Origin of the sequence: Tistrella mobilis KA081020-065, from assembly GCF_000264455.2 — a bacterium.
GTDB classification, from domain to species: Bacteria; Pseudomonadota; Alphaproteobacteria; order Tistrellales; family Tistrellaceae; genus Tistrella; species Tistrella mobilis.
The window spans coordinates 1,188,497-1,211,337 of record NC_017956.1 but is presented as its reverse complement, the minus strand read 5'-3'; the positions used below and the strand labels follow the sequence as shown (position 1 = coordinate 1,211,337).

The 22,841-nt window shown below is 69.3% G+C and carries 17 protein-coding genes; 14 read left to right on the top strand and 3 right to left on the bottom strand.

Annotated features, from left to right (window positions below; translation table 11 throughout):
* Positions 1 to 21 precede the first annotated feature (21 nt).
* A complete protein-coding gene (gene flgA, locus TMO_RS05520) occupies positions 22 to 1,014 on the top strand; it encodes a flagellar basal body P-ring formation chaperone FlgA (protein WP_014744614.1) in 993 nt (330 codons plus the stop codon).
* Positions 1,015 to 1,077: 63 nt separating this feature from the next.
* On the top strand, positions 1,078 to 1,872 hold the full coding sequence (flgH, locus tag TMO_RS05515) for a flagellar basal body L-ring protein FlgH (RefSeq protein ID WP_014744613.1): 795 nt from the start codon (positions 1,078 to 1,080) through the stop codon (positions 1,870 to 1,872).
* A 13-nt stretch (positions 1,873 to 1,885) separates the two neighbouring features.
* Here the strand turns inward: flgH and TMO_RS29125 are convergent, their stop codons facing one another.
* From TMO_RS29125 to TMO_RS31560, 3 genes are all read right to left on the bottom strand, one after another.
* Positions 1,886 to 4,585 carry an ATP-binding protein gene (locus TMO_RS29125; protein WP_145978075.1) on the bottom strand — a complete coding sequence of 900 codons (2,700 nt, stop codon included), beginning with the start codon at positions 4,583 to 4,585 and terminating at the stop codon, positions 1,886 to 1,888.
* A 319-nt stretch (positions 4,586 to 4,904) separates the two neighbouring features.
* Positions 4,905 to 5,321, bottom strand: a complete 417-nt coding sequence (gene dksA / locus TMO_RS05505; RefSeq protein WP_014744611.1) for an RNA polymerase-binding protein DksA — start codon at positions 5,319 to 5,321, stop codon at positions 4,905 to 4,907.
* Positions 5,322 to 5,442: 121 nt separating this feature from the next.
* Entirely contained in the window at positions 5,443 to 5,871 is a 429-nt protein-coding gene (locus tag TMO_RS31560) for a flagellar assembly protein FliX (RefSeq protein WP_014744610.1), read from the bottom strand.
* 339 nt (positions 5,872 to 6,210) lie between these two features.
* Here TMO_RS31560 and TMO_RS05495 point away from each other — a divergent pair, with 339 nt between their 5' ends.
* The 12 genes from TMO_RS05495 (at position 6,211) to bcsN (ending at position 22,761) form a co-directional block, all read left to right on the top strand.
* Entirely contained in the window at positions 6,211 to 7,374 is a 1,164-nt protein-coding gene (locus TMO_RS05495) for a flagellar basal body P-ring protein FlgI (RefSeq protein WP_014744609.1), read from the top strand.
* 11 nt (positions 7,375 to 7,385) lie between these two features.
* The gene (locus TMO_RS29120) at positions 7,386 to 7,769 is read left to right on the top strand and encodes a rod-binding protein (protein WP_014744608.1); all 384 of its coding nucleotides are present in this window, start codon (positions 7,386 to 7,388) and stop codon (positions 7,767 to 7,769) included.
* Between the two features lie 31 nt (positions 7,770 to 7,800).
* Entirely contained in the window at positions 7,801 to 8,322 is a 522-nt protein-coding gene (locus tag TMO_RS05485; RefSeq protein ID WP_014744607.1) for a flagellar export chaperone FlgN, read from the top strand.
* 31 nt (positions 8,323 to 8,353) lie between these two features.
* Positions 8,354 to 10,165, top strand: coding sequence for a flagellar hook-associated protein FlgK (gene flgK, locus TMO_RS05480; protein ID WP_014744606.1), 1,812 nt, complete (start codon positions 8,354 to 8,356; stop codon positions 10,163 to 10,165).
* A gap of 78 nt (positions 10,166 to 10,243) precedes the next feature.
* Positions 10,244 to 11,146 (top strand): flagellin, encoded by a 903-nt coding sequence (locus TMO_RS05475; RefSeq protein WP_014744605.1) that lies wholly within the window; start codon positions 10,244 to 10,246, stop codon positions 11,144 to 11,146.
* 119 nt (positions 11,147 to 11,265) lie between these two features.
* The gene (gene fliW, locus TMO_RS05470; RefSeq protein ID WP_014744604.1) at positions 11,266 to 11,784 is read left to right on the top strand and encodes a flagellar assembly protein FliW; all 519 of its coding nucleotides are present in this window, start codon (positions 11,266 to 11,268) and stop codon (positions 11,782 to 11,784) included.
* A gap of 25 nt (positions 11,785 to 11,809) precedes the next feature.
* Positions 11,810 to 12,985 carry a flagellin lysine-N-methylase gene (gene fliB / locus TMO_RS05465; RefSeq protein WP_014744603.1) on the top strand — a complete coding sequence of 392 codons (1,176 nt, stop codon included), beginning with the start codon at positions 11,810 to 11,812 and terminating at the stop codon, positions 12,983 to 12,985.
* A 219-nt stretch (positions 12,986 to 13,204) separates the two neighbouring features.
* The gene (gene bcsA, locus TMO_RS05460) at positions 13,205 to 15,541 is read left to right on the top strand and encodes a UDP-forming cellulose synthase catalytic subunit (protein WP_014744602.1); all 2,337 of its coding nucleotides are present in this window, start codon (positions 13,205 to 13,207) and stop codon (positions 15,539 to 15,541) included.
* A 17-nt stretch (positions 15,542 to 15,558) separates the two neighbouring features.
* On the top strand, positions 15,559 to 18,348 hold the full coding sequence (locus TMO_RS05455) for a cellulose biosynthesis cyclic di-GMP-binding regulatory protein BcsB (protein WP_014744601.1): 2,790 nt from the start codon (positions 15,559 to 15,561) through the stop codon (positions 18,346 to 18,348).
* Positions 18,345 to 19,649 carry a glycosyl hydrolase family 8 gene (locus TMO_RS05450; RefSeq protein WP_014744600.1) on the top strand — a complete coding sequence of 435 codons (1,305 nt, stop codon included), beginning with the start codon at positions 18,345 to 18,347 and terminating at the stop codon, positions 19,647 to 19,649. The genes TMO_RS05455 and TMO_RS05450 overlap by 4 nt, the downstream gene beginning before the upstream one ends.
* Positions 19,640 to 22,084, top strand: a complete 2,445-nt coding sequence (locus TMO_RS05445; protein WP_014744599.1) for a hypothetical protein — start codon at positions 19,640 to 19,642, stop codon at positions 22,082 to 22,084. Before TMO_RS05450 ends, TMO_RS05445 begins: the two co-directional genes overlap by 10 nt.
* 5 nt (positions 22,085 to 22,089) lie before the next feature.
* On the top strand, positions 22,090 to 22,761 hold the full coding sequence (gene bcsN / locus TMO_RS05440; protein WP_014744598.1) for a cellulose biosynthesis protein BcsN: 672 nt from the start codon (positions 22,090 to 22,092) through the stop codon (positions 22,759 to 22,761).
* Positions 22,762 to 22,841: the final 80 nt, after the last annotated feature.

The following is a 22,841-nucleotide window of genomic DNA, read 5'->3' as shown; positions in this document are numbered from 1 at the left end:
CGTTACCGGAGCCCGGCCGCCATGACCCGCCCCACCGCCCGCCTCACCCGTCATCTCCGCGCCGCCGGCCTTGGCCTGCTGCTTGCCGGCGTTGCCGTGGTCCCGGCCATGGCCGGGGTCGTTCTGCGTGCCGCATCGGATGTCGGCGGCGCCCAGGTCCGCCTGGCCGATCTGTTCGACGGCCTGGCGCCCGAGACCGGCAGCCTGATCGCCTTTCCGGCCCCCGCCCCCGGCGAGAGCATGACCATCAATGCCCGCCAGCTGGACGGCATGGCCCGCCGGGCAGAAATTGCCTGGCAGCCGTCGACCGGCACGGAAGAAGTGACCATCACCCGCCGGGGCCAGCGCATCCCGCGGGAGCAGATCGACGCGCTGATCACCGATGCGCTCGACCGGGCGCCCGGTGCCGGCATGGCAGACGAATACCGGCTGGACTATACCGGCCGCGCCCCCGAGGTCATCGTGGCCGAAGGGCTTGAGGTGATGCCGCGCCTGGCGGATTTCATCTACGACCCGCGCAGCGAGCGCTTCTCGGCCCGGATCGAGGTCGATCAGGGCGAGGGGCTGGCGCCGCTGGTGGTGGTGGCCGCCGGGCGCGCGACCGCGGTGGTCTCGGTTCCGGTGCTGCGGGAACGGCTGGCGCGCGGCGCCATCATCGGCGCGGGCGATATCGACCTGATCGAGGTGGAACGCCGCCGGCTGACCAACCAGCAGGTCACCGACCCCAACCAGCTGATCGGCCAGGCCCTGCGCCGCCCGGGCTATCCCGGCCGGCCGCTGATGGCCCGCGACGTCGGCACCCCACAGCTGATCCGCAAGGGCGAGATGGTCACCATGATCTTCCGCCGCGGCGGTCTGGTGCTCACCGCCCAGGGCCAGGCGCTGGACAATGGCGGCGAAGGCGAGACCGTCCGGGTGCTGAACCCGCGCAGCCGCAACACCGTCTACGGCCGGGTCGCCCCCGACGGCACTTTGGAAGTGGGCGATGCCGGCCCCAGCCTGGCACGCAACTGACCACTGCCGCATCTGCCCGAGCTTTTTCCTTTCCCAGGCTTCCCGAGATCCGAGGACCGCATCATGACGACGGCCCGCACCCCCCGCACCTCTGCCCCTGCCCGGACCGGCCGCCGCTTCGGTGGCGCCCATGTCGCCGTCCTCGGCCTGGCCCTCGCCCTCGGCGCCTGCAATGCCGGTGAGCGCATTGCAAACATCGGCAAGGCGCCCGACCTGTCGCCGATCGACAACCCGACCCAGACGGAAGGCTACAAGCCGGTCTCGATGCCGATGCCGCCGGTGCGCACCGACAGCCGCGCGCCCAACTCGCTGTGGAAGGCCGGCGCCCGCGCCTTCTTCGACGATCAGCGCGCCAAGCAGGTCGGCGACATCCTGACCGTGAAGGTCACGATCAACGATCGCGCCCAGATCAACAACCGCACCAACCGGTCGCGCACCAACAGCGAAAAGATCGGCCTCGACGGCTTCTTCGGTGTCGAAAACCAGCTGGGCAAGGTGCTGGCCGAGCCGATCGATCCGGGCAGCCTGGTCGATCTGGGTTCGTCGACCAGCAATGTCGGCCAGGGCGGCGTGCAGCGGACCGAGGCGGTCGCGATCTCGATCGCCGCGGTGGTGACCCAGATCCTGCCCAACGGCAATCTGGTCATCAACGGCCGCCAGGAGATGCGGGTGAATTACGAGGTCCGCGAGATCCTGGTGGCGGGCGTAGTCCGGCCGGAAGACATTGCCGGCGACAACAGCATCCCGCACGACAAGATCGCCGAGGCCCGCATCGCCTATGGCGGCCGCGGCCAGATCTCGGACGTGCAGCAGCCGCGCTACGGCACCCAGGTCATGGACATCCTGCTGCCCTTCTGACCCGAGCGGCAGATCAATGCAGACGGCCACCCGGCCCCGGAGAGACATCTCCGGGGCCGATGGTTTTTACGGCCGTCGCCGGCGGCTCTGGCGCACCGTCCAGTCCGAGCGTGCGCTCCGCGGGCAGGGTCACCCGCACCGTCGTACCGACCCCCTGCCGGCTCAATATCTCCAGCCGGCCGCCATGCAGTTCGGCGATCGCACGGGCAAGCGGCAGGCCGAGCCCCGTGCCGCCGCCCCGGCCGCGCCCCGCCGCCAGCTGCTCGAAAGGTTGCAGGGCGATGGCGATCTGCTCGGGGTCCATCCCGATGCCGTCATCCACGACCTCCAGCATCACGCCGCCTTCCTTGCGCCGCACGACCGAGAGCGAGACGGCGCCGCCGGTGTCGCTGAACTTCACCGCATTCGACAGCAGGTTCAGCACCAGCTGGCGGAGCTTCAGCCGGTCGGCCAGCACCACCGGCGCCGGATCGGGCAGGTCGAGAGAAACCTCCACCCCGCGCGTCTCCGCCTGCGGCGTGATCAGCCGTACCGCCTCGCGGCCGATAGCGCCCAGATCGGCATGACTTTCATCCAGCCGGGCCTTGCCCGCCTCGATCTTCGACAGATCCAGAATGCTCTCGATCACCCCGAGAAGATGCCGGCCGGCCGACAGCACATCGGTCAGATAGCCGCGATGCCGCTCCGAGGGCGCGCCGCCCAGCCCGCCGAGCATGGCTTCGGTAAAGCCGATGATCGCATTCAGCGGCGTGCGCAGCTCGTGGCTCATATTGGCCAGGAAGATCGACTTGGCCTCGTTCGCAGCCTCGGCCTGTTCCTTGGCGCGGCGCAGGGTCTGGGCGGCGACCCGGTCGGCGGTTGCGTCCAGCAGGGCGGCCAGCAATACCCGCCGGCCGCCATCCACCTCCATGGCGCCTTCCACCCTCAGCCAGCGGGGCTCTTCCCCCGGACGACGGATGCGCAGATCCATGCGCAGCGCGGCACCCGTTTCGACCGTATGGGCCAGCGCCCGGTCGAGCAGCGCCATGTCTTCGGCCACGACATAGTCCGCCAGCCGTTCGAAGGGCAGCGGGCCGGAAGCGGGCGGACGATCGAACAGCCGGTAGGTTTCGGCCGACCACCACACCGTATCCGTCGCCGGGTCCCATTCCACGATGCCGAGGCCGGCAACGCGCTGGGCCGAGGCCAGGCTGCGCTCGCTCAGGCTCAGCCGGCGCATCATCACGGTCTGCTCGGTCACGTCGTCGACCACGATGATGACATGATTGAGGCGGTCATCGCCGCCCGCGAGCGTGTCGCGCACCAGGCTTGCCGTCACCCGCAGCCAGATCGCTTCGCCGGCGCGGATCACCCGGCAGTCGGTCGACAGCACATCCGTCTGCCCCGAAAGCAGGGCGGTGACCCCGACCGTCCAGTCCGGGCGATCGTCGGGATGGACGAAATCATCCACCCGCCGCCCGCGCAGGGTCTGGGTCGACAGGCCGAAAATGGTGGCGAAGCGGCTGTTGCTGCGCTCGATCGTGCCGGCCGGGCTCAGATGGGCGATGCCCACGGCCGCATGATCGAAGGTGCTGCGGAAGCGGCGCTCGCTGATCGCCAGGCGCTCCACCGTTTCCACCAGCCGCCGCTCGGTGTCGTCATGGGCCATGATTTCGGCCTCCAGCTGACGCAGGGTGGCCAGATTACCCGCCCGCGCGTCTTCCAGCATCGCAGCGCGCCGCTGGGTGCGCCGCAGCAGCCCGGCGGCCATGCCGGTCACGGCAAAGCCGGCCAGCAGCACGGCCAGCGCCGGCACTTCGATCGTCCAGCGTCCGGGTATGTCGCTGCCGGCCGCGATCTTGATCCGGAACAGCCGGTCGCCCACCTCCACGGCCCGGACCCGGGTCCAGGCCGAGGGGTCGGATCCTTCCGGCATGCGGTCATAAATTCTCGGTGACACGGCGGCACCCGAAGGCAGGCGCTCGATCGGCCGCAGGCTGAGCTTGCCGGCCCGGGTCAGGTCATCGGTACGCCGGCCGACATCGTCGACCAGCCGCATGGCGTCGATCAGGCCGATCACCACGTCCAGCCCGCCGACCCTGCCGCCGGTGCGGACCGGAATGGCGAACAGCAGCCCGGTGACCGGCCCGCTCGCATCCGGATGGCCGAAGGGTTCCACCGCCGTCGCGCCAGAAAACAGGGCCCGTTCCACCAGCCGCGTCATGACCGACGGCTCCACGGGCGGGCCGCTCGACAGCTGCCCGGTTTCGTCCTCTGGCCCGATCGCATCCCGCGCCTGGACCAGGACCTGCCGCTCCAGCCGCGCCGCCATCAGATCCACGTCATTGGGCAGCATCTCCCCCGGCGCCAGCGGTACCTCCCGCAAGGGCGAGACGATCTGGCCGCGATACCAGGCCAGAGCGCTGATCGCCGGCGCCCGCCTGCGGGCCGAGACGACATAGCGCTCGAACTCGTCGGCCGAAACCTCGTTGGACGAGGCGAACAGGGCCGCAAGATCGTCGGCCACGCCGATATGGCGGTCGATATCGAGCGCCATCGCGGCCGCGGTGGCCGTCGCGATCTCGGAAAAAGCATGTCGGCTGGCCTGAAGCCGGTCATGTCGGGCGATCGACCAGACGAAGATCGAGAACACGACGCCGAGCGAGGCGACGACGATCAGCCAACGGCGCTCACGCCGACGACGCCGGTCCATCGACATCGTCGGATCGGCCATCGACATCGTCGGATCGGATTCCCCCGTCGGCCCGGTCAAGGCCATGCACGACCGTCCATCGGCAGCCACGCCCCCCACGTGTTCCCGGCACCTGCCCTGCGGGACCATCCCCTCCCCGCATGCAACCGTCACACGACTATGGCATCACATTCATCGCCGGACCACCCTTCAGCTCGCTTGGTTCCCCAGCCATCTGCAAGAAATCCAGCCACCTGCAAAAAATAAGGGGCGCACCGATGTTCCCGGCATCGGTGCGCCCCTTATATCTTCATGGTTGCGGAGCGGTGACGCGCCCCGCCTCTGGTGCGTAGCCCCGCGGTCAGTCGTCGCGATAGCTGCGCTCGCGGCGCTCGTGGCGTTCCTGGGCATCGATGCTGAGGGTCGCGATCGGCCGTGCGATCAGCCGCTTCAGGCTGATCGGCTCGCTCGTTTCCTCACAATAGCCGTAGGAACCATCCTCGATGCGCTTGAGCGCGGCATCGATCTTGGAAATCAGCTTACGCTGACGGTCGCGTGTGCGCAGATGGATCGACCAATCGGCCTCTGCCGAGGCACGGTCGGTAATATCCGGCTCCTGCAGGCTGTCTTCCTGCAGGTTGCGCAGCGTTTCCGAAGATTCCCGGAGGATTTCCTCGCGCCATGCCAGAAGGCGACGACGGAAGAACTCGACCTGCCGATCATTCATGAACGGCTCGTCTTCGGACGGCAAGTAGTCGGGCGGCAGCGTGACAGCCATCCTGGTCTCCCCTCAGAGAGGCCATCCACCCACGATACGGCCGCGGGCAGGTGGTCGCTCGCGTTCCGGTTGGCGGCCGGCCCGCGGGGGAACACGGCGGCCCGTCCGGTCGGGCCTGTAGTTACCCGATACGATCGAGTTTCGCAAGCTCGACGGCAGCACGAACGTCGATCTCGGCCAGAACCTCTGCCAGACGGGGATCGGAGACCTTGCCGCGCTCGGCATCGACCAGACTGCGGAGCTGGCCGAGCGCCGCCTTCGGCACCCGCCCGTCCAGCAGGCCCAGGCGGATGTCGTCCAGCAGGTCGAGCATCTGACCGCCGCGCTCGGCCGCATCACGATCGGCATCCTCGCCGCGGCCCGGCACACCCTGCAATGCCAGCAGGGCGTCCATGGCGGTCAGCGGCCCCGCCTTGGCGGGCGCCGCGGTCGAGCGGGTCTCACCTCCGTCGTCGACGCGGCTCGCGAAATCGTCGGAGCTGCCGCTGCGACCCTGGGTCCGACGGCTCTTGGATGCGGGCGCGCCGGTACCGACGCCTGTGACCTTCATTGCCTCGTCAGCCTCCACTGCCTGAAGCGGTCCCACCGGGGACCGCGGGCTGCATACGACGTTTATAACAACCGGCACCCACATCTGTATATCGGCGTGCATGTGCCGGGTGCCAAGCCCCGGCGGCAAGCAGCCATCCGCCGCCCCGCTGTTGCAGCGGGAACCCGGCAGTTTCTGCCGGGCACCATGCAGCGCTTGCCGCGACCCCCGTGGCCGCTTCTGCCCGCCCTGCCCGGGTCGCACCATAAAAACCACGACACGGCAAAGGCTTCGGTCCTGGCACGGTTCTCGCATCTGCACTGCCGAAGCGAAGCCCCCCGAACCGGAGCAGATCCGCCCATGTCCGCGTCCCGCCATCTGACCCCTGACCGCCCGCGCCGCGCACTCCGCGCGATCCGCGCCGTGTTCGCGGCGTCGCTGGTCGCCGTGGCGACCATCGCCCTGCCGGGCGGGGCACTGGCCCAGTCGCGGATCAAGGACATCGCCGATATCGAAGGCGTGCGCGACAACCTGCTGGTCGGCTACGGCCTGGTCGTGGGCCTGAACGGCACGGGCGACAGCCTGAACAACGCCCCCTTCACCGAGCAGAGCCTGGTGGCCATGCTGGAGCGTCTGGGCGTCAACAGCCGCGGATCACGCCTGCGCACCGACAATGTGGCGGCGGTGATGGTCACCGCCAACCTGCCGCCCTTCGCCCGCCAGGGCAGCCGGGTCGACGTGCGGGTCTCGGCGATCGGCGATGCGGAATCGCTCCTGGGCGGCACCTTGCTGGTCACCCCGCTGCTGGGTGCCGATGGCGAGATCTACAGCGTCGCCCAGGGCCAGGTCGCCGTCGGCGGCTTCTCGGCCCAGGGCCAGGGCGCCTCGATTACCCAGGGCGTGCCGACGGTGGGTCGGATCGCCAGTGGTGCCATCGTCGAGCGCGAGGTGACCTTCGCCTTCGACTCGCTCGAACAGGTCACCATCGCGCTCCGCAACCCCGATTTCACCACCGCCCAGCGCATCGCCTCTGCCGTGAATGCCTATATGGGCGGCGCCATCGCCAAGGCGACCGATCCCGCCAGCGTGCGGGTCCAGGTGCCGGCGCAGTGGCAGGGCGACGTCGCCGGGCTGATGACCCAGATCGAACAGCTGCGTGTCCAGCCCGACCAGGTCGCCAAAGTGGTGATCGACGAGAACAGCGGCATCATCGTGATGGGCGAGAACGTCCGGATCGACACCGTCGCCATCGCCCAGGGCAACCTGACCATCCGGATCACCGAGACCCCGCAGGTCTCGCAGCCCGGCCCCTTCTCCCAGGGCCAGACCGCGGTGGTGCCGCGCACCAATATCCAGGTCGACCAGGGCGAGGATCGCAAACTGGCGGTGCTGCCCAAGGGGGTCACGCTGCAGGAACTGGTCGACGGGCTGAACATGCTCGGCATCAGCCCGCGCGACATGATCTCGATCCTGCAGGCGATCAAGGCTGCAGGCGCCCTCCAGGCCGAAATCGAAGTGATGTGAGGACCGGTCAGATGTCGATCAGCAGCTCCGGCGCCCTTGCCACCCCGCTCATTCCCACCGCCTTTTCGGGCACGCGGAGCCGCGATGCCGAAGGCCGCGTCGAGAGCGGCCGGCTGAACCAGCTGGCCACCGGCCGCAGCATCGACATCGACAAGGCCCGCGACAAGACCGAAGCCCTGGAAGGCGTTTTCCTGTCGCGGCTGATGTCGACCATGCTGGAAGGCATCGATCTGATGCCCGGCATGGGCGACGGCGCCGGCGCCCGGGCGGCGGAAGACTTCCAGAAGTCGATGCTGGCCGAAAAGACCGGCCAGGCCATGGCCCAGGCGGGCGGCATCGGTCTTTCGGCCGAAGTCCTCGACCAGTTGATCCGCATCCAGGAAGCCCAGTCCTGAGCTGTCCTGCCGTCCCTTCGGGAGTTTCGTCATGCCCGCACCCACCGACATCATCACCGCCGGCCAGGACGGCCTCGCCGCCGCCATTCGTGCCGCCGCCAGCCGCCAGGATCCCGAAGTCGCCACCCTGGTCGCCGACCTGGCCCATGTGGTCGAGGAACTGACCCGGGTGCTGGAAGAGGAAACCGCGGCGCTGGCGATCAAGGATATGGACCGGATGCGCGCGCTGCAGGGCGACAAGCAGCGCCTGGGCCGCGGCTACGAGCAGCTCTATGCCCTGCTCGGCCGGCAGGATCAGGCGGCGGTGCGGGCGACCCCGGATTTCGCGCGCCTGGGCGAAATCGCCCCGCGCTTCGCCGAGGCGGTGAAGGAAAACCTGCGCCGGATCGGGGCGGCCCGCTCGCTCAACGAACGGATCCTGGGTGCCGTGCGCAGCGCCATCGTCCGGGCCCAGGCGCCCACCACCGTCTATGGCGCCAATGGCCGCACCTGCACCGCAGGCCGCGCCGGCACCATCCGGGCGGGTGCGATCAGCGTGAACACCAGCATCTGATCCAGACCCCGAGCCGCCGGAGCCCTTCGCCATGTCGCTCTCCCTCGACGCCGCCTTCCGCAACGCGACCACCGGCCTGAACGCGGCCCAGGCGGGGTTGTCGGTGACGTCGCAGAACGTCGCCAACGCCAACACGCCGGGCTATACCCGCAAGACGGTCGTCCAGGAATCGGCGACCATCGGCGGCTACGGCATGGGCGTGCGGGTGACCGGCGTCGAGCGCGAGGTCGACAACTATCTGCGTGCCGAGCTGCGCCGCGCCTCTTCCGACGAGGCGCGCGACAGCACCCGCGCCTCGATCCTGGATCAGGTGCAGAGCATGTTCGGCGAGGTCGGCGGCAGCAACTCGATCTCGGCCGATCTGGATGCCTTCCTCACCCAGCTCGAATCGGTCGCCAACGCCACCGAGTCGGGCAGCGAGCGCTACAATCTGGTCTCGGCCGCCAAGTCTCTGACCGACCGGCTGAACACCAATGCCGCCCAGGTCGGCCAGGTGCGCGCCGACACCGATTCGAAGATCGGCGACTCGGTCGAGGCCGCGAATGCGGCGCTGCGCCAGATCTATGATCTGAACGCCCGCATCCAGCGCGCCAATGCGCTGGGCGAATCGGCCTCGGAGTTGGAGGACAAGCGCGACATCGCGATCGCGAGCCTGTCCGCCGAGATCGATGTCGAAATCGTCAGCGGCAGCAACGGCCGGATCGCGATCTATACCGGCGCCGGCCAGACCCTGCTGGACGAAAGCCTGCGCCAGCTGACCTATACGCCGGTGATGGAGCCGGGTGCCGACGCCGTCTATGGCCCGATCAAGGCGGTGGCGGTCGATCCCGACACGCTGGAACAGCTGAACGACGGCGATGTACTGGCGACCGGCGGCACCAGCGACCAGGTCACCTCCACCATCAAGGGCGGCAACCTCGCCGGCCTGCTTCAGGTGCGCGACAAGGATCTGGCGGCGCTCAGCGGCCAGCTCGACACCCTGGCCGACAATCTGGTCGAGCGGATGAACGCCATCCACAATCAGGGCACCGGCTGGCCGGCGCCTTCGTCGCTGACCGGGTCGACCGATGTCGCGGCGACCACGCCGCTCTCGGCCACCGGCACCTTCCGCATCGCGGCGGTCGCAGCCGACGGTACGCTGGTCGCCCCCCCGCTCGACATCGATCTTTCCACCGTCACCAGCATCGGCGACCTGCGCGACACCATCAATGCCAGCGCGCTCGGCCCCTATGTCTCGGCCTCGATCGTGGACGGCAAGTTCACGCTGACCGCCACCGGAACCGCCTCGGGCATCGCGCTGTCGGAAAGCACCAGCCAGGTGACCGACACCGACGGTACGGTGCGCGGCCTGTCGCATCATCTGGGGCTGAACAACCTGTTCGACGGCGACGATGCCGCGACGATCGAAGTATCCAAGGCCGTGGTCGCCGATCCGGGCCGGGTCGCGACCGGGCTGCTGAAGGACACCGCCCTGCTTGCGGGCGACGTCGCCATCACCTCGGGCGACAACCGCAACGCCCAGGCGCTGGCGGTCGGTGTCAACACCGCCCAGGCGATGCCCGGCGTGGGTTCGCTCGCCCGCGGCAACTACACGCTGACCGGCTATGCCTCGGGCATCATCTCCAACATCGCGAGCGTGTCGGCTGAAGCCTCTACCCGCGCCAGCGATTCGGCGATCCTCAAGGAAGATCTCTCCTATCGCGATGCCTCGGTGACGGGGGTCAACATCGACGAGGAGATGAGCAACCTGATCGTGTTCCAGAACGCCTACACCGCATCGGCCCGCGTGCTCACCACCGCGAAGCAGATGTTCGACGAGCTGCTCAACATCGTCGGCAACTGACCTGGCCGGCCCCTTCATTCAGCATGACGCCCGGCCCCCGCCGGTTCCGCCAGATCCTCTCGATGCAGGTTTCCGATCATGATCCGCGTCACCAACTACGCCCAGATGAACCGCAGCCTGAACAACGTGATGGAGGTTCAGGCCCGGACCTATGCGACCAACACGCAGATCTCCAGCGGCAAGGTCGCCCAGAACTATGCGGGCATCGCGGGGGATTCGGAAAAGACGCTGAACCTGCGCTCCGAGGCGACGCGGATCGACAACTATCTGTCGAATGCCAAGGATGTGGATCGCCGGCTGACCCTGATCGATCAGAGCCTCTCGGCCATCGGTGATGCGGCGAGCAGCCTGCGCACCCTGCTGATGCAGGCGACCACCTCGGGGCTGTCGGATGCGGTGCCGCTGGAACAGGAAGCCCAGGGGCTGCTGGACACGGTGACCGGTGCGCTGAACGTGTCGGAGGACGGCCGCTATCTGTTCGGCGGCTCGCGCACCGATACCAAACCGGTGACCGTCCCGGTCCCCGATCCGGCGATCTGGGGCGACCCGGATGCCAGCTATTACGCGGGCGACGAGGTTGAACTCAGCGCCCGACTCGACGACCAGATCACCATGGATTACGGCATCAATGCCGACCGCCCAGGCTTTCAGCAACTGATCGGCTCGCTGAAGGCGGCGATCGAGGCCGGCCAGACCGGATCGACCGCGATGGCGGAAACCGCCTTGACCATGGTCAATGACGCGATCGCGACACTCGCCGATTATCGCGCCGAGGTGGGCACCAATCAGGCCCGGCTCGACAGCATCATCACCGGCCACGAAGACCGGAAGGTGACGCAGGAAGAAGCCATCTCGGCGATCGAGAATACCGACATCCCCTCGGCCACCATCCGGATGTCCAACGACCAGACCATTCTGGATGCCTCTTACATGATGGTGTCGCAGATCAACCGGATGTCGCTGGCCGACTATCTGAAGTAAGCGCCCGCGCAGGGCTGAAGTAAGCGCTCCCGCAGGGGCCTCCCCCTGCGCCCACCCGATTCTCCCCCGTATTGCGGCACAGCCCATACGGGGACTGCTCAAGCGAAGGAAAGCGTGTCATGCTGACGGCTGTCGCCCATGCTATCCGGATGTCGCCCGACATGTCCGAAACCACCCCCGATGCCCCGATGACCCCCGATACACAGATGGTGCTCGACACCCGCTTCGGCCGGATCGCCATCGACCCCGATCGCGCCATCGAAATTCCCCGCGGCCTGGTCGGCCTCGGCGGTCGCGGCCGCTTCGCCCTCGCCGAGGTCGCGGACGAACGCATCGACCATCTGAAGATCCTGGTCTCGATCGACAATCCCAAGGTGTCGATGCTGGTGCTGCCGGTGCCGGTGAAGACCGATGCCATCGATGCCGAGGATCTGGACGAGGCGCTGGCCCATCTGGGCATCGCACGCACCAATGCCGCCGTGCTGCTGGTGGTCGCCAGCCACCGGGTAGAAGGCGGCGTGCTGCTGACCATCAACCGCCGGGCCCCGATCCTGGTGGATGTGGAGGCGCGCCGGGGCTGGCAGCATGTGCTGCACAATCCCAAATATCCGATCCGCCAGCCGCTGATCGCAGGCTGAGCCCAACCCGTCTCGTCCGGACCGCATGGAGCAGGACAGCCCGCGCAATCAACCCGTTCTCGATGCCTTCACGTGCATCGGCCCCGCCTGCGGCGACACCTGCTGCGCCGGCTGGTCGATGCAAGTCGACGACGAGACCTGGGCGCGCTGGCAGGACCTGTTCCCACCGGCAGAGCTGGCGGCACTCACCAGCACCGATGCCGATGCGGGCCGCAGCATGGCCCGTCGCGACGGTGCCTGTGTGGCGCTGGATCAGGGCTGGTGCCGGCTGCACGCAGCCCATGGTCATGACGTGCTCTCCAAAGCCTGTGGCGGCTTCCCGCGCCGGGTGGCGAGCTTCGCCGACGGCAGCCGGCTGCGCATCGCCCAGCTCGCCTGCCCGGAAATCGCCCGACTGGCGCTCGACCCCACCGCCCGGGACGGTGTCGGCCCTCCTGCCCCTCAGGGAGAGGGGCTGAGGGCCGTGATGGCCCGGCTGGCGGCCGATGCGCCGGCCGATCAGCGCATGCGCGCGCTCACCGCGCTCACCGGCTCGGTCGCCCGGTTTGGCGAGGCCGAAAAACCCGCTGCCGCAGCGGCGCTTGCCCGATCGATCCTCGACCGTCTGCCTCGGCCGGCAGGCGACCCGCTCGACGAACCACGCCTGCTGCTGACCCTGGGCGCCCTGGTCCATGCCACCGGCGGCGTCTGGCGGCCGGCGCTCGACCGGCTGACCGGGCGACTGGAGATCGCGCTGGGTGTGACGCTCGATCGCAGGACGCTCGCGCTCGATATCCGAGGGCAAGACGATCCTGATGCATTGAGGGCCGCACGCGACGCGGCCTGGCGGCGCCGGGCCGCCCCGTCGGGCCTCGCCCGGATGCTCGATGCCTGGATCGACCATCAGCTCCTGGCCTCTCCCCACGCGCCGGCGGCGGCCCCGCTCCCCACGACGACGCCGGAAACGCTGCCCGGTATCCGGCTGGCCGTCACCTTCGCCATGACGGCGCTCGCCGCACGGGTGGCGGCCCTGGATCTCGACACCGATGCCGCCCTGCGGGCCGAAGAGGCGCGCGCGGCCTTTGCCGCCGACGCAGCCGTGATCGCCCGCCTGTTCGAGCATCTGAGCCGTCCGGCGCTGATCGATGCGCTTGCCGTCGAGTGTGGCTGGAACAGCGCAGGGCGTGTCCATGGTCTGCTGTCTTACGCAATGTTGACTTGACGGGCCCATCGCTCGATGCGCCATCATGCATCGAGGGATGGCGGGCACGCGGGCATTCAAAAGATTCTTCGGAAAATTTTACTGGTATTTTATGTTTCTCGAGGTTCATATCAGTCCATACCCTGGTCATCGCACCGGTCAGCCCCCGACATCGCAGCGGAACGTCGACGACGATCCGTGTCCCTGGCATCACCCTGGACCCGGTATGGAATTGACAGGATGGTCGCACAACGCTTCGGGCGCCTCGCGCTCGGTCTGATCTGGGTCCTGGCGCTGGTCGCGCTGCTGGCGGCCGCGGCACAGCCGGTCAGCCTGCCGGCGCAGATCGTGCTCATGATCCTGCTGCTGGCGGCCATGGCGGTGCTGAAAGGCACCCGGGCGCACGAGGACGCCAGCGTCCGCCGCACCATGCTGGTGATGATCGGCGGCTTCATCGTGGCGCGCTATCTGTGCTGGCGCACGCTGTCCACCCTGCCGCCGCTGGACGACCCCTTCGCCTTCGTGCCCGGCCTGGTGCTCTATGCGGCCGAGGTCTATGCGATCGTCATGTTCTTCGTGAACAACTTCGTCGTCATCGACCCGGTGACGCGGATGAGCCCGCCTTTGCCCGAAGATCCGGCGGAACTGCCGACGGTCGACGTCTTCGTGCCGAGCTTCAACGAGGATGACGGGCTGATCGAGACGACGCTGATCGGCGCAAAGCGGATGTGGTATCCGGCCGACAGGCTGAACGTCTATCTGCTCGACGACGGGTCGACCGACATGAAGCGGATGTCGGCCGATCCGCAGGAGGCGCTGAAGGCGCGTGAACGGCACGAGCGCCTCAAGGTGATGTGCGCGCGGCTGGGCGTGCACTATCTGACGCGGGAAACCAACGCCCATGCCAAGGCCGGCAATCTGAATGCCGCACTGCCGGAAACCCATGGCGACCTGATCGCGGTGTTCGACGCCGACCACGTGCCCACCCGCGACTTCCTGCTCGCCACTGTCGGCTTCTTCCGCAAGGACCCGAAGCTGTTCCTGGTGCAGACCCCGCATTTCTTCCTCAGCCCGGATCCGCTGGAGCGCAACCTCAAGACCTTCGAGCGCATGCCCAGCGAGAACGAGATGTTCTACGGCATGATCCAGCGCGGCCTGGACCGCTGGAACGGCGCCTTCTTCTGCGGATCGGCCGCCCTGCTGCGCCGTGCCTGCCTGGAAGAAGTGGGCGGGTTCAGCGGCCTGTCGATCACCGAGGATGCCGAAACCGCGCTCGACCTGCATGCCCGCGGCTACAACAGCGTCTATTACGGCAAACCGCTGATCGCCGGCCTGCAGCCGGAAAGCTATGCCGCCTTCATCGGTCAGCGCTCGCGCTGGGCCCAGGGCATGACCCAGATCTTCATGATGAAGAACCCGCTGATCAAGCGCGGCCTGCGGCTGCCCCAGCGGCTGTGCTATCTGGCGAGCAGCATGTTCTGGCTGTTCCCGTTCTCGCGGCTGATGTTCCTGATTGCACCGCTGTTCTATCTGTTCTTTGGTCTGGAAATCTATCGGGCGACGGCGGCGGAGTTTGCCGGCTATACGCTGACCTATCTCGTCGCGTCGCTGATGATCCAGAACGCGCTCAACGGCCGGTTCCGATGGCCCTTGATCTCGGAGCTCTACGAACTCAGCCAGTCGCTGCACACCTCGGTCGCGATCGTCAAGACGATGATCGACCCGCGCAAGCCCGTCTTCAGGGTCACCGCCAAGGGTGAGACGCTGGCCCATGACCATGTCTCGCCGCTGGCAAAGCCACTGGTGGGGGTGGTCGGCCTGCTGATTCTGGGAATGGGGGCAGCATTGTGGCGCTGGTGGATGGAGCCCGCCACCCGCGACGTGCTGCTGGTGGTGACCTTCTGGAACACGTTCAACCTGTTGCTCGCCTCTGCGGCATTGGGGGTAGTCTGCGAGCACGCCCAGCATCGCGCGGCCCCGCGGGTCATGGTGAAGCGCCCGGCACGGATCCTGATCGACGGCACGCTCTATGAAGGCGCCCTGCTGGACCTGTCGCAGGGCGGCGCCCGGCTCGCCATCCCCGCCCGCCAGGCGCCCAAGGGCCGCCTGGCCGGCCGCTTCGCCGAACTTCTGGTCGACGAGCTGACGGCGCCCGCCCACCTCGCCACCGGCGAGGCCCGCCCGGTGCCGGTCGAAATGCGCTATGGGCGGCCCGACGATGCCGGCAACATCCAGATCGGCCTGCGCTTCATGCCCGAAACCGACGCCGCCAAAGAGGCCATCGTCGATCTGGTCTATGGCTCCAGCGCGCTTTGGGCCGAACTGCTCTCGCGCCGTCACAGGCGGCCGGGAGTGGTGCGCGGCGTTGCCCATTTCATCCGTCTGAGTGCTGCCTACGGCTTCCGATCGCTCGGCTTCGTGCTGGGCGGATCGCGCTTCCGTGCCAACCCGGCGCCACCCCCGCCGCCGCGGCTGCAGACCGAGCCGGCCAGCGCGCAAGAGGGTGTGCCGCCGGACGGAAATCTTACGCCGCCCACCGGCTGGAGCGGCAGCGCAACCGCCCCGCGCACCAGCTGAGCCGGAGGACGACGCAGATGGCCATCCATCCATCATTCACCGCACCGGCCCGTGCCCGTGCCCGCCGCAGCCACATCCGGCTTCTGGCGCTGGGCGCGCTTGCACTGCAGCTGGGCGCCGCACCCGCCATGGCCCAGTCACAGGGACCGGTGGATCTGAAGCTCTGGGGGCAGACCCCGGCCGATGCCGGCGGCGCCTATCGCGGGGTCATCGCTCCGGCCCCGGCGCCGGCGGAACCCGCACCGGCACCGCGGATGGTGGAACAGCCGCGGCGTGCCTCGCCGCCGGCCCCCGGCCCGGCATCACAACCAAGACCGGCACCGGAACCGGCGGCGCCCAAGCCGCAGGCACCGCGGGTGACCGTGCCGCCGACATCGCTGCCGGCGGCGTCGGCCCCGGCACCCACGCCCGCCCCCCAGCCGGTGCCGGCGGTGCCGGAAGACATGCTCGGCTACGCCCTGGTGCCGCTGGACCCGACCGGCAGCCGCGGCACGCTGCTCTCGGGCGAGTATGCGGTCGGCCGCTTCTCGGTCCTGCTGCCCGATGCGGTGGCGGTGGATCACGCGGTGCTGAAGCTGGTCTACAGCAATTCGGTCGAGACCTCGCCCGATGCCTCGGCGCTGGATGTCTGGATCAACGGTCAGCCGGTGGCCCGTCTGCCGCTGGATGCCCATCGCGGCCCGGTCACCGCACGGATCGAACTGCCGGTCGAGATGCTGACGGTCGGCCAGAACCGGGTGGATGTCATCGCCCGACAGCGCCACCGGCTGCTCTGCGACATCCCGTCCACCTATGAACTCTGGGCGCGGCTCGACAATCAGGCCTCGCGTCTGATGCTCGCCGTCGCCGATGACGGCCCCAGCCTTGCCGATTTCGACAGCCTGATCACCGACCCGGCCCTGGTGGACGATCCGGTCGCGATCGTGGTCGCCGACGGCTTCCGGTCGGATGGCGGGATGACGGCGGCCGCGATCGCCGCCCAGGCGCTGGCGATCCGCACCGGGGTTTCGATGCCGTCCTTCGAGATGATCGACGCCACCGACGATACCCGGCTGGCCCGCCAGCTGTCGGCCCCCGCCTCTGCCGACGGCCCCCGGCGGGTGATCGTGGTGGGCTCGGCACCGGCCATTGCCGGGCTGGTGGGCGAGGATCCGGGCGATGCCGGCGACGGCGTGCTGCGCCTGATCCGCAGCACCGGCGGCCGCAGCATTCTGGTGCTGACCGGCCGCGACACCCGCGAGGCCCAACTGGCGGCCCGCCGCTTCGCCGACCAGACCCGGCCCCTGCCCGGCAGCGACCGGCTGGTGGCGGACCTCTATGACATCGAAACCCGCGTGCCCGCCCGCCCCACCCCCAGGATCGACGGCGACGCAAGCTACAGCCTTGCCCAGCTGGGCTATCACACCGATCCCTTCGACGGCCTGCGCCAGCGCATCGACCTGCCGGTCGACATGCCCATGGATCTGTATGTCGGCGACAATTCGCGGGTCCGGATCCGTCTGGATGCCGCCTATGGCGCAAATGTCGGCCCGCGGGCCGAAGTGGCGGTGCTGATCAACGGCAACTTCGCCACCGCCCTGCAGCTGGATGCCCCCGGCGGCGCACTGATTGAAAATGCCGAGCTGCTGGCACCGCTGTCGATGTTCCAGCCCGGCCGCAACGTGATCTCGTTCGAGACCCGCCTGCCCGGCACCCCTGCCTTCTGCGGCCCCGACGGCGTTCTGGCCGGCCCCGGGGGCGGCGGCACGGCGGGCGGCGGCGCACCGCGCTTCACCCTGTTCGACACCACGACGATCGAGGTGCCGCCGGTCGCCCATCTGGCCAGCCTGCCCGATCTGCGGGTCATGGCCGGGACCGGCTTTCCCTATAACCGCCCCGGCCACGACATCAGCGCCTTCCATGTGGTGACCCCGCTGGACCAGCCGCTGGGGGTAACGGCGGCGGCCACGGTCATTGCCCGCATGGCCCGGGCGGCCGGCGTGCCGATGGAACCGCATTTCTACGACCAGATGCCGCGGCTGCGCGCCCGCGACACGCTGATCGTGGCGCCGATCGCGCGGCTGGGCCTGGATCTGATCGCGGCGGCACCGGTCGGGCCCGAACTGCTGGGCGATCTGAACCGCGGCCGTCTGCCCGAGACGATCGTGGAGGGCGACGATGCCATAGCCACCGGGGGTGCCGAATCCGGCCCGCAGCTGCTGCAGGCACAGACGGCCCGGCGGCTGGAAGCCCGGGCCGCCGCAACCAGTCGCTGGTCCGAGGGGCTGCGCGAGGAATGGCAGCGCCGGCTGGGGGAAAATGCCGAAGACCGGGGCGACGGCATGATCGGCTGGGCCAGCCGCAGCTGGGGTTGGCTGCGCACCCAGACCCGCTGGATTCTGGATGAAACCCTGCCCGACCGGCGCAGCCCGGAAACGCTGTTCACCGAGGGCAGCCGGCCGTTGCTGGCGGTGATGCAATACGCCGCCCCCCAGGATGTCGGCACCACCTGGACGCTGGTGACCGCGGCCGACGATCAGCGCCTGCTGGGCGGCGTGCGGCTGCTGGCCGCCGACGAGGCCTGGGACGCGCTCAAGGGCGGCGTCGCCACGCTGGCCAGCGACGGGCGCACGGTAGCGACGGCCGATGGCGGCCCGGCCTATCACGTGCTGACCGGAGAGGTGGGGCCCTTCGGCGTGCTGTCGATCACCGCCAGCTGGTTCTCGCGCAATGTGTTGATCTGGGCCGCGGTGATCGCCCTGCTGATCGGCACGCTGGGCATCGCCACCCATATTCTTGTCCGCCATTCCCCCCGGAGACCCGTATGAGCAGCCGTTCCCGCGTGATCAGCCTGGCGGTGATCGCCGCGATCGCCTTTGCGGTCTGGGCGACCACCAAAAGCCGCACGCCGGACGGCACCGCAGAGGCCGGGACGACATCGGCCCTGCCGGCCCCGCGTGCCCTGGCTGCGGCGGCGACGCCGGCGATCGTGCCCGTCTCGTCAGAGGGACAAGCCATACCGAAAGACCGGGCACAGCTGCAGACCCCTGCCCCTGCCGATACCCCGCCGGTTCAAACGGCGCGCGCCGAAGCCCCGCGGACCGAGGCCGATCGAAAGGCGGGGCTGGATGCGGACACCGTGGCCCTGTGGGAAGACTGGCGGCAGCGCTTTCTCACCCCCGAAGGCCGGGTTATCGACACCGGCAATGGCGGCATCAGCCATTCGGAAGGCCAGGGCTATGGCCTGCTGCTGTCGGTGCTGATGGGCGACCGGGCCAGTTTCGCGCGGATCTGGTCGTGGACATATACCACGCTGTTCGTGCGCGATGACGGCATGATGGCCTGGCGCTACGACCCCAAGGCCGATCCGGCGGTGACCGATCGCAACAGCGCGTCGGACGGCGACATTCTGGCGGCCTGGGCACTGGCCGAAGCGGGGCGGCGCTGGAGCGACGATCGCTATCGCGAGGCGGCGGCAGAACTTGCCGCCGCGATCCGCCGCACCGTGATCGTGGAGCATGCCGGGCGGCTGATGGTCCTGCCCGGCCAGGAAGGCTTCCGCCGCGACCCGTCGGTGGTCGTGAACCCGGCCTATTGGGTGCTGCCGGCCTTCCCGGTTCTGGCCGACATCGATCCGGACGGCGCCGCGATCTGGAACCGGCTTGCCGCCGAAACCCCGGCTGTCATGGCCGCCGTGCGGTTCGGCACCCCGGCCCTGCCGCCCGAATGGGTGGTGGCAGAGCCTGACGGCGCCTTCACCCTGCCGCAGGATCCGAATTTCCCCGCCGCCTTCGGCTACAACGCCGTGCGGGTGCCGCTGTATCTGGCCTGGGCCGGGGTGCTGGACCCTGCCCTGCCGATCTATGTCGATCTCGACCGGCTCTGGCCGGCCGGGGCCGCCCGCATCGCCGACCGGCCGCAGGTCGTGGCCCTGCCCGACGGCAGGGTCACCGAGCGCGGCAGCGATGCCGGTTTCCGCGCCGTGGCCGGCCTGGTCGCCTGTATCGTTCACGACCGGCCGATGCCGGCCGATGTCACCGCCGTCGACGACGACGCCTCGTATTACGCGGCCAGCCTGACCCTGATGGTCCGCCTTGCCGCCGCCGGGAGGAAGCCTGCATGCCTGTGACCCTGAGACCGCTTCTCCGCGCCTCCGCGCCGGCGATGGTGTCGGTGATCGCCCTGCTCGCCGGCACCGGCATGGCCGCGGCACAAGGCACCGCCACCCCGCGATCCGGCGCCGAAAGCCTGGCCCCGGGCGTGCGGGTCGAGGTTCAGCCGAGCACGCCGGCCACGGGCGCCGTCGACGAAACGGCGCTGCGCTATTATGCCCGCATCCGCGACATGGAGAAGCTGGAGGCCGAAATCCGCCGGCTGAAGGCGCTGTATCCCGATTGGCAGACGCCGACCGACCTGTTCAGCCGCACGCCCGACAGCCCGGTGGACGAACGCCCGATCTGGGATCTGATCGGCGACGGCCGCTTTGCCGAGGCACGGGCACGGGTGGCGGAGCTGCGGGGGCGCTATCCCGGCTGGTCGCCGTCGCAGGCCATGCTCGACACCCTGGCGATGGGCGAAGACCGCACCCGGCTCGTCTCGGCCAGCGATGCGAAGCAGTGGCGGACCGTGGTGGAGATCGCCGACCGCCATCCGGCGCTGATCAGCTGCTCCAGCGTCGACAGCATGTGGCGCCTGGCCGAGGCGCGGGCCGAACTCGGCGATCCGGATGCGGCATTCGGCCTCTACCGGACCATCGTGTCGACCTGTGACAACGCGCAGGAGCGGCGTGCCACGTTGCAGAAAGCCGGCACCATCCTGCCGTCCGATCAGGTGGAACAGCTGGTGGCGATCGAACGCGGCCGGGTCGGCACCGATCCGGCAGCGCTGCAGCAGGTGGTCGGCGGGCTGCGCCGCGGCGAGCTGGCCGCGGCGATGTCGCCCGAGGCCCGCAAATCCGGCACCCGGCCGCAGGTGACCGCCGAAACGCTGGACGCGGTGAAGGCCGATGTCGAGGCGGGCCGCGATGCCGACGGTGCGATGCTGGTCGCCTGGTATCTGATGGAACAGGGCCAGGCCGGCGAGGCCGAAGCCTGGTTCCGCAAGGCCGAAAGCTGGGGTGCGAAGGAGGCCGGGCTGCGCGGCCGGATTCAGGCCCTCACCCGCCAGGGCAAGACCGCCGAGGCGGCGCGCCTCGCCCGCTCGTCGGGGCTTGGCCGCGACTATGTCGACAGCATGAGCGCCATGCTCGGCCGCCAGACCAACGCGCCGCGCGCCATGGTGGTGGATTTCGCGACCTGGGCCGAAGAAAAGCACGATGCCCGCGCCGCCATGGCGCTCGGCTGGTGGCACAGCCGGCGCGAAGATCCCGCCACGGCAGCGCTCTGGTTCGAGAATGCGCTGGCCTGGGGCGGCGGAGACGAGGCGGTCGAAGGCCTTGCCCTCGGCCTGCAGGGCAGCGGTCAGACCGCCCGGTTCCAGGCACTGGAACAGCAATATGGCGGCCGCTCGGCGCGGCTGACGAAGTTCTTCAGCGGGCTGCGCGGCAGCGGCGGCGGTGGCGGCGGCCCCGCGACCGAAGCCTATGCCCGCGGCGACAATGCCGGCTGCCTGCTGGTGCTGGATGGCCGGCTTGCCCCGGATCCGCGGGGCGGGGCGGCCGGATATGCCACACAGATGCCCACCGACGCCACCCGCGCCCTGGCCGGGCGCCTGCCACCGGTGCTGCCCCCCGACGCCGTGCCCACCGCCTATACCGGCTATGGCACCGGCCGGGCGGGTGTGTCCTGGTCGGCGGGCGAGCCGGTCTATCGGGCGGGCCTGCCGGCCGCGGCCGGCTATGCGCCGACCACAGGCTATACCGGGGGCGACGTCTATGGCCGCTCCTACGGCTATACCCCCGATGCCGTGGCGAGCCGTGGCGCCACCAGTGCACAGACGGGTGTGCCGGCAGGGGTGTCGACCACGGCAGGGCGGGCCACGGCAGGGGGCATCGTCCCCGGCGGCGTGAGCGCAGGATCGCGCGCCACCGCCGTTGCCGCACCGGCAGCCACGACGCTTTCAGGCGCCGCCGCCCTGCCGCCGGTGCCGGTAGAGGCGCCCGGCACCGCCATGCAGCGCGCCTGGTGTCTGCTGGGCCTCGGCCGGCCCGCAGAAGCCCAATATGCCTTTGCCCAGGCCCGCGCGGCCGGCGGCGAGATGGGGGCGGATGCCGTCTATGGCGAAATCCTGACCCTGATGCAGATGGGTCTGGTCAGCGAGGCGCAGCGGATGATCGAAACCCAGCCGATCACCCCTGAACGCCGCACCGATCTGCAGGCGGAACTGCTTGCCGCCCGTGCCCAGGCCGCCTATGACGACGAGGATTACCTGCTGGCGATGCGCCTGCTCGACACCCGCCGCCAGATCGCCCCGGAACGGCGGGATCTGGCCCTGATGCGGGCCTGGTCGCTCTATCACACCCGCAAGCTCGGCCAGTCGCGCCGGCTGTTCGAGCGGCTCGACACCGAACTCAGCACGCCCGAATCGCGCGAGGGCCTGCGCGTCGTCACCTTCTATCCGGAGTGAGCCCGATGACCCGGATGCGCAAGCCTGCCCTCCCCGGCCTCGTCGCGGCTGTCCTGGGCCTTCTGGCCCTTACCGGCTGCACCTATGAACGTGCCGGCCCCGAACCGACGGCGCTGGCGGAAGAGGCCGGTGCCACCCGTCTCGGCCCGCTGGAGGCGCTGGCCCGGCTGGCGGCGGCCCCTGATCCGCTGATCGTCACCCAGACGAAATCGAACAACGGCTCGGAGCTGAAGCAGGTGTCGATCCTGCCCAACCGTTCGGTCGAAGCCGGACAGAACCGGCTGGAGGCCGATCTCTGGCTGGTGCGCACCGACAGCCTGTGGTCTTTCGCCGATCTGCCGGTGAATGCGCCCCGCGACCGGTTCACCCAGGAAAAGCTGAGGCTGCTGCTGGCCAAGGAATTCCCGGGGCTGGAGCCGCAGATCTCGGCCGTGCCGCGCCGCAACGCCTATGGCCGCTACGGTTTTGCCGTCGCCCGCCGGCCGCTGGGCGTGACCTGCGTGCTCGCCTGGCAGCGGCTTCAGGATGAACGCGGGATGCTGCCGCGCCATATCGAGGGCTTCGACATCATCTTCCGGGCCTGCGACCCGGTTCTCGGCCCCGAGGCGCTGCTCGACGGCTACGACACCCTGCAGATCCGCCCCGAGACCGGCGTGGTGGGATACGGCTACCGCTGATCGCGGCCCGCCCGACGCGCCCTGACCTGAGTTGACCGCGGCCGGCGCTTCGACGCGTCGGCCGCATCCGTTTCGGCGGT

Excerpts from the sequence above, each read along its gene's own strand:
- flgA (WP_014744614.1), top strand. The coding sequence starts at position 22 with ATGACCCGCCCCACCGCCCGCCTCACCCGTCATCTCCGCGCCGCCGGC.
- flgH (WP_014744613.1), top strand. The coding sequence starts at position 1,078 with ATGACGACGGCCCGCACCCCCCGCACCTCTGCCCCTGCCCGGACCGGC.
- TMO_RS29125 (WP_145978075.1), bottom strand. The coding sequence starts at position 4,585 with ATGGCCGATCCGACGATGTCGATGGACCGGCGTCGTCGGCGTGAGCGC.
- dksA (WP_014744611.1), bottom strand. The coding sequence starts at position 5,321 with ATGGCTGTCACGCTGCCGCCCGACTACTTGCCGTCCGAAGACGAGCCG.
- TMO_RS31560 (WP_014744610.1), bottom strand. The coding sequence starts at position 5,871 with ATGAAGGTCACAGGCGTCGGTACCGGCGCGCCCGCATCCAAGAGCCGT.
- TMO_RS05495 (WP_014744609.1), top strand. The coding sequence starts at position 6,211 with ATGTCCGCGTCCCGCCATCTGACCCCTGACCGCCCGCGCCGCGCACTC.
- TMO_RS29120 (WP_014744608.1), top strand. The coding sequence starts at position 7,386 with ATGTCGATCAGCAGCTCCGGCGCCCTTGCCACCCCGCTCATTCCCACC.
- TMO_RS05485 (WP_014744607.1), top strand. The coding sequence starts at position 7,801 with ATGCCCGCACCCACCGACATCATCACCGCCGGCCAGGACGGCCTCGCC.
- flgK (WP_014744606.1), top strand. The coding sequence starts at position 8,354 with ATGTCGCTCTCCCTCGACGCCGCCTTCCGCAACGCGACCACCGGCCTG.
- TMO_RS05475 (WP_014744605.1), top strand. The coding sequence starts at position 10,244 with ATGATCCGCGTCACCAACTACGCCCAGATGAACCGCAGCCTGAACAAC.
- fliW (WP_014744604.1), top strand. The coding sequence starts at position 11,266 with ATGCTGACGGCTGTCGCCCATGCTATCCGGATGTCGCCCGACATGTCC.
- fliB (WP_014744603.1), top strand. The coding sequence starts at position 11,810 with ATGGAGCAGGACAGCCCGCGCAATCAACCCGTTCTCGATGCCTTCACG.
- bcsA (WP_014744602.1), top strand. The coding sequence starts at position 13,205 with ATGGTCGCACAACGCTTCGGGCGCCTCGCGCTCGGTCTGATCTGGGTC.
- TMO_RS05455 (WP_014744601.1), top strand. The coding sequence starts at position 15,559 with ATGGCCATCCATCCATCATTCACCGCACCGGCCCGTGCCCGTGCCCGC.
- TMO_RS05450 (WP_014744600.1), top strand. The coding sequence starts at position 18,345 with ATGAGCAGCCGTTCCCGCGTGATCAGCCTGGCGGTGATCGCCGCGATC.
- TMO_RS05445 (WP_014744599.1), top strand. The coding sequence starts at position 19,640 with ATGCCTGTGACCCTGAGACCGCTTCTCCGCGCCTCCGCGCCGGCGATG.
- bcsN (WP_014744598.1), top strand. The coding sequence starts at position 22,090 with ATGACCCGGATGCGCAAGCCTGCCCTCCCCGGCCTCGTCGCGGCTGTC.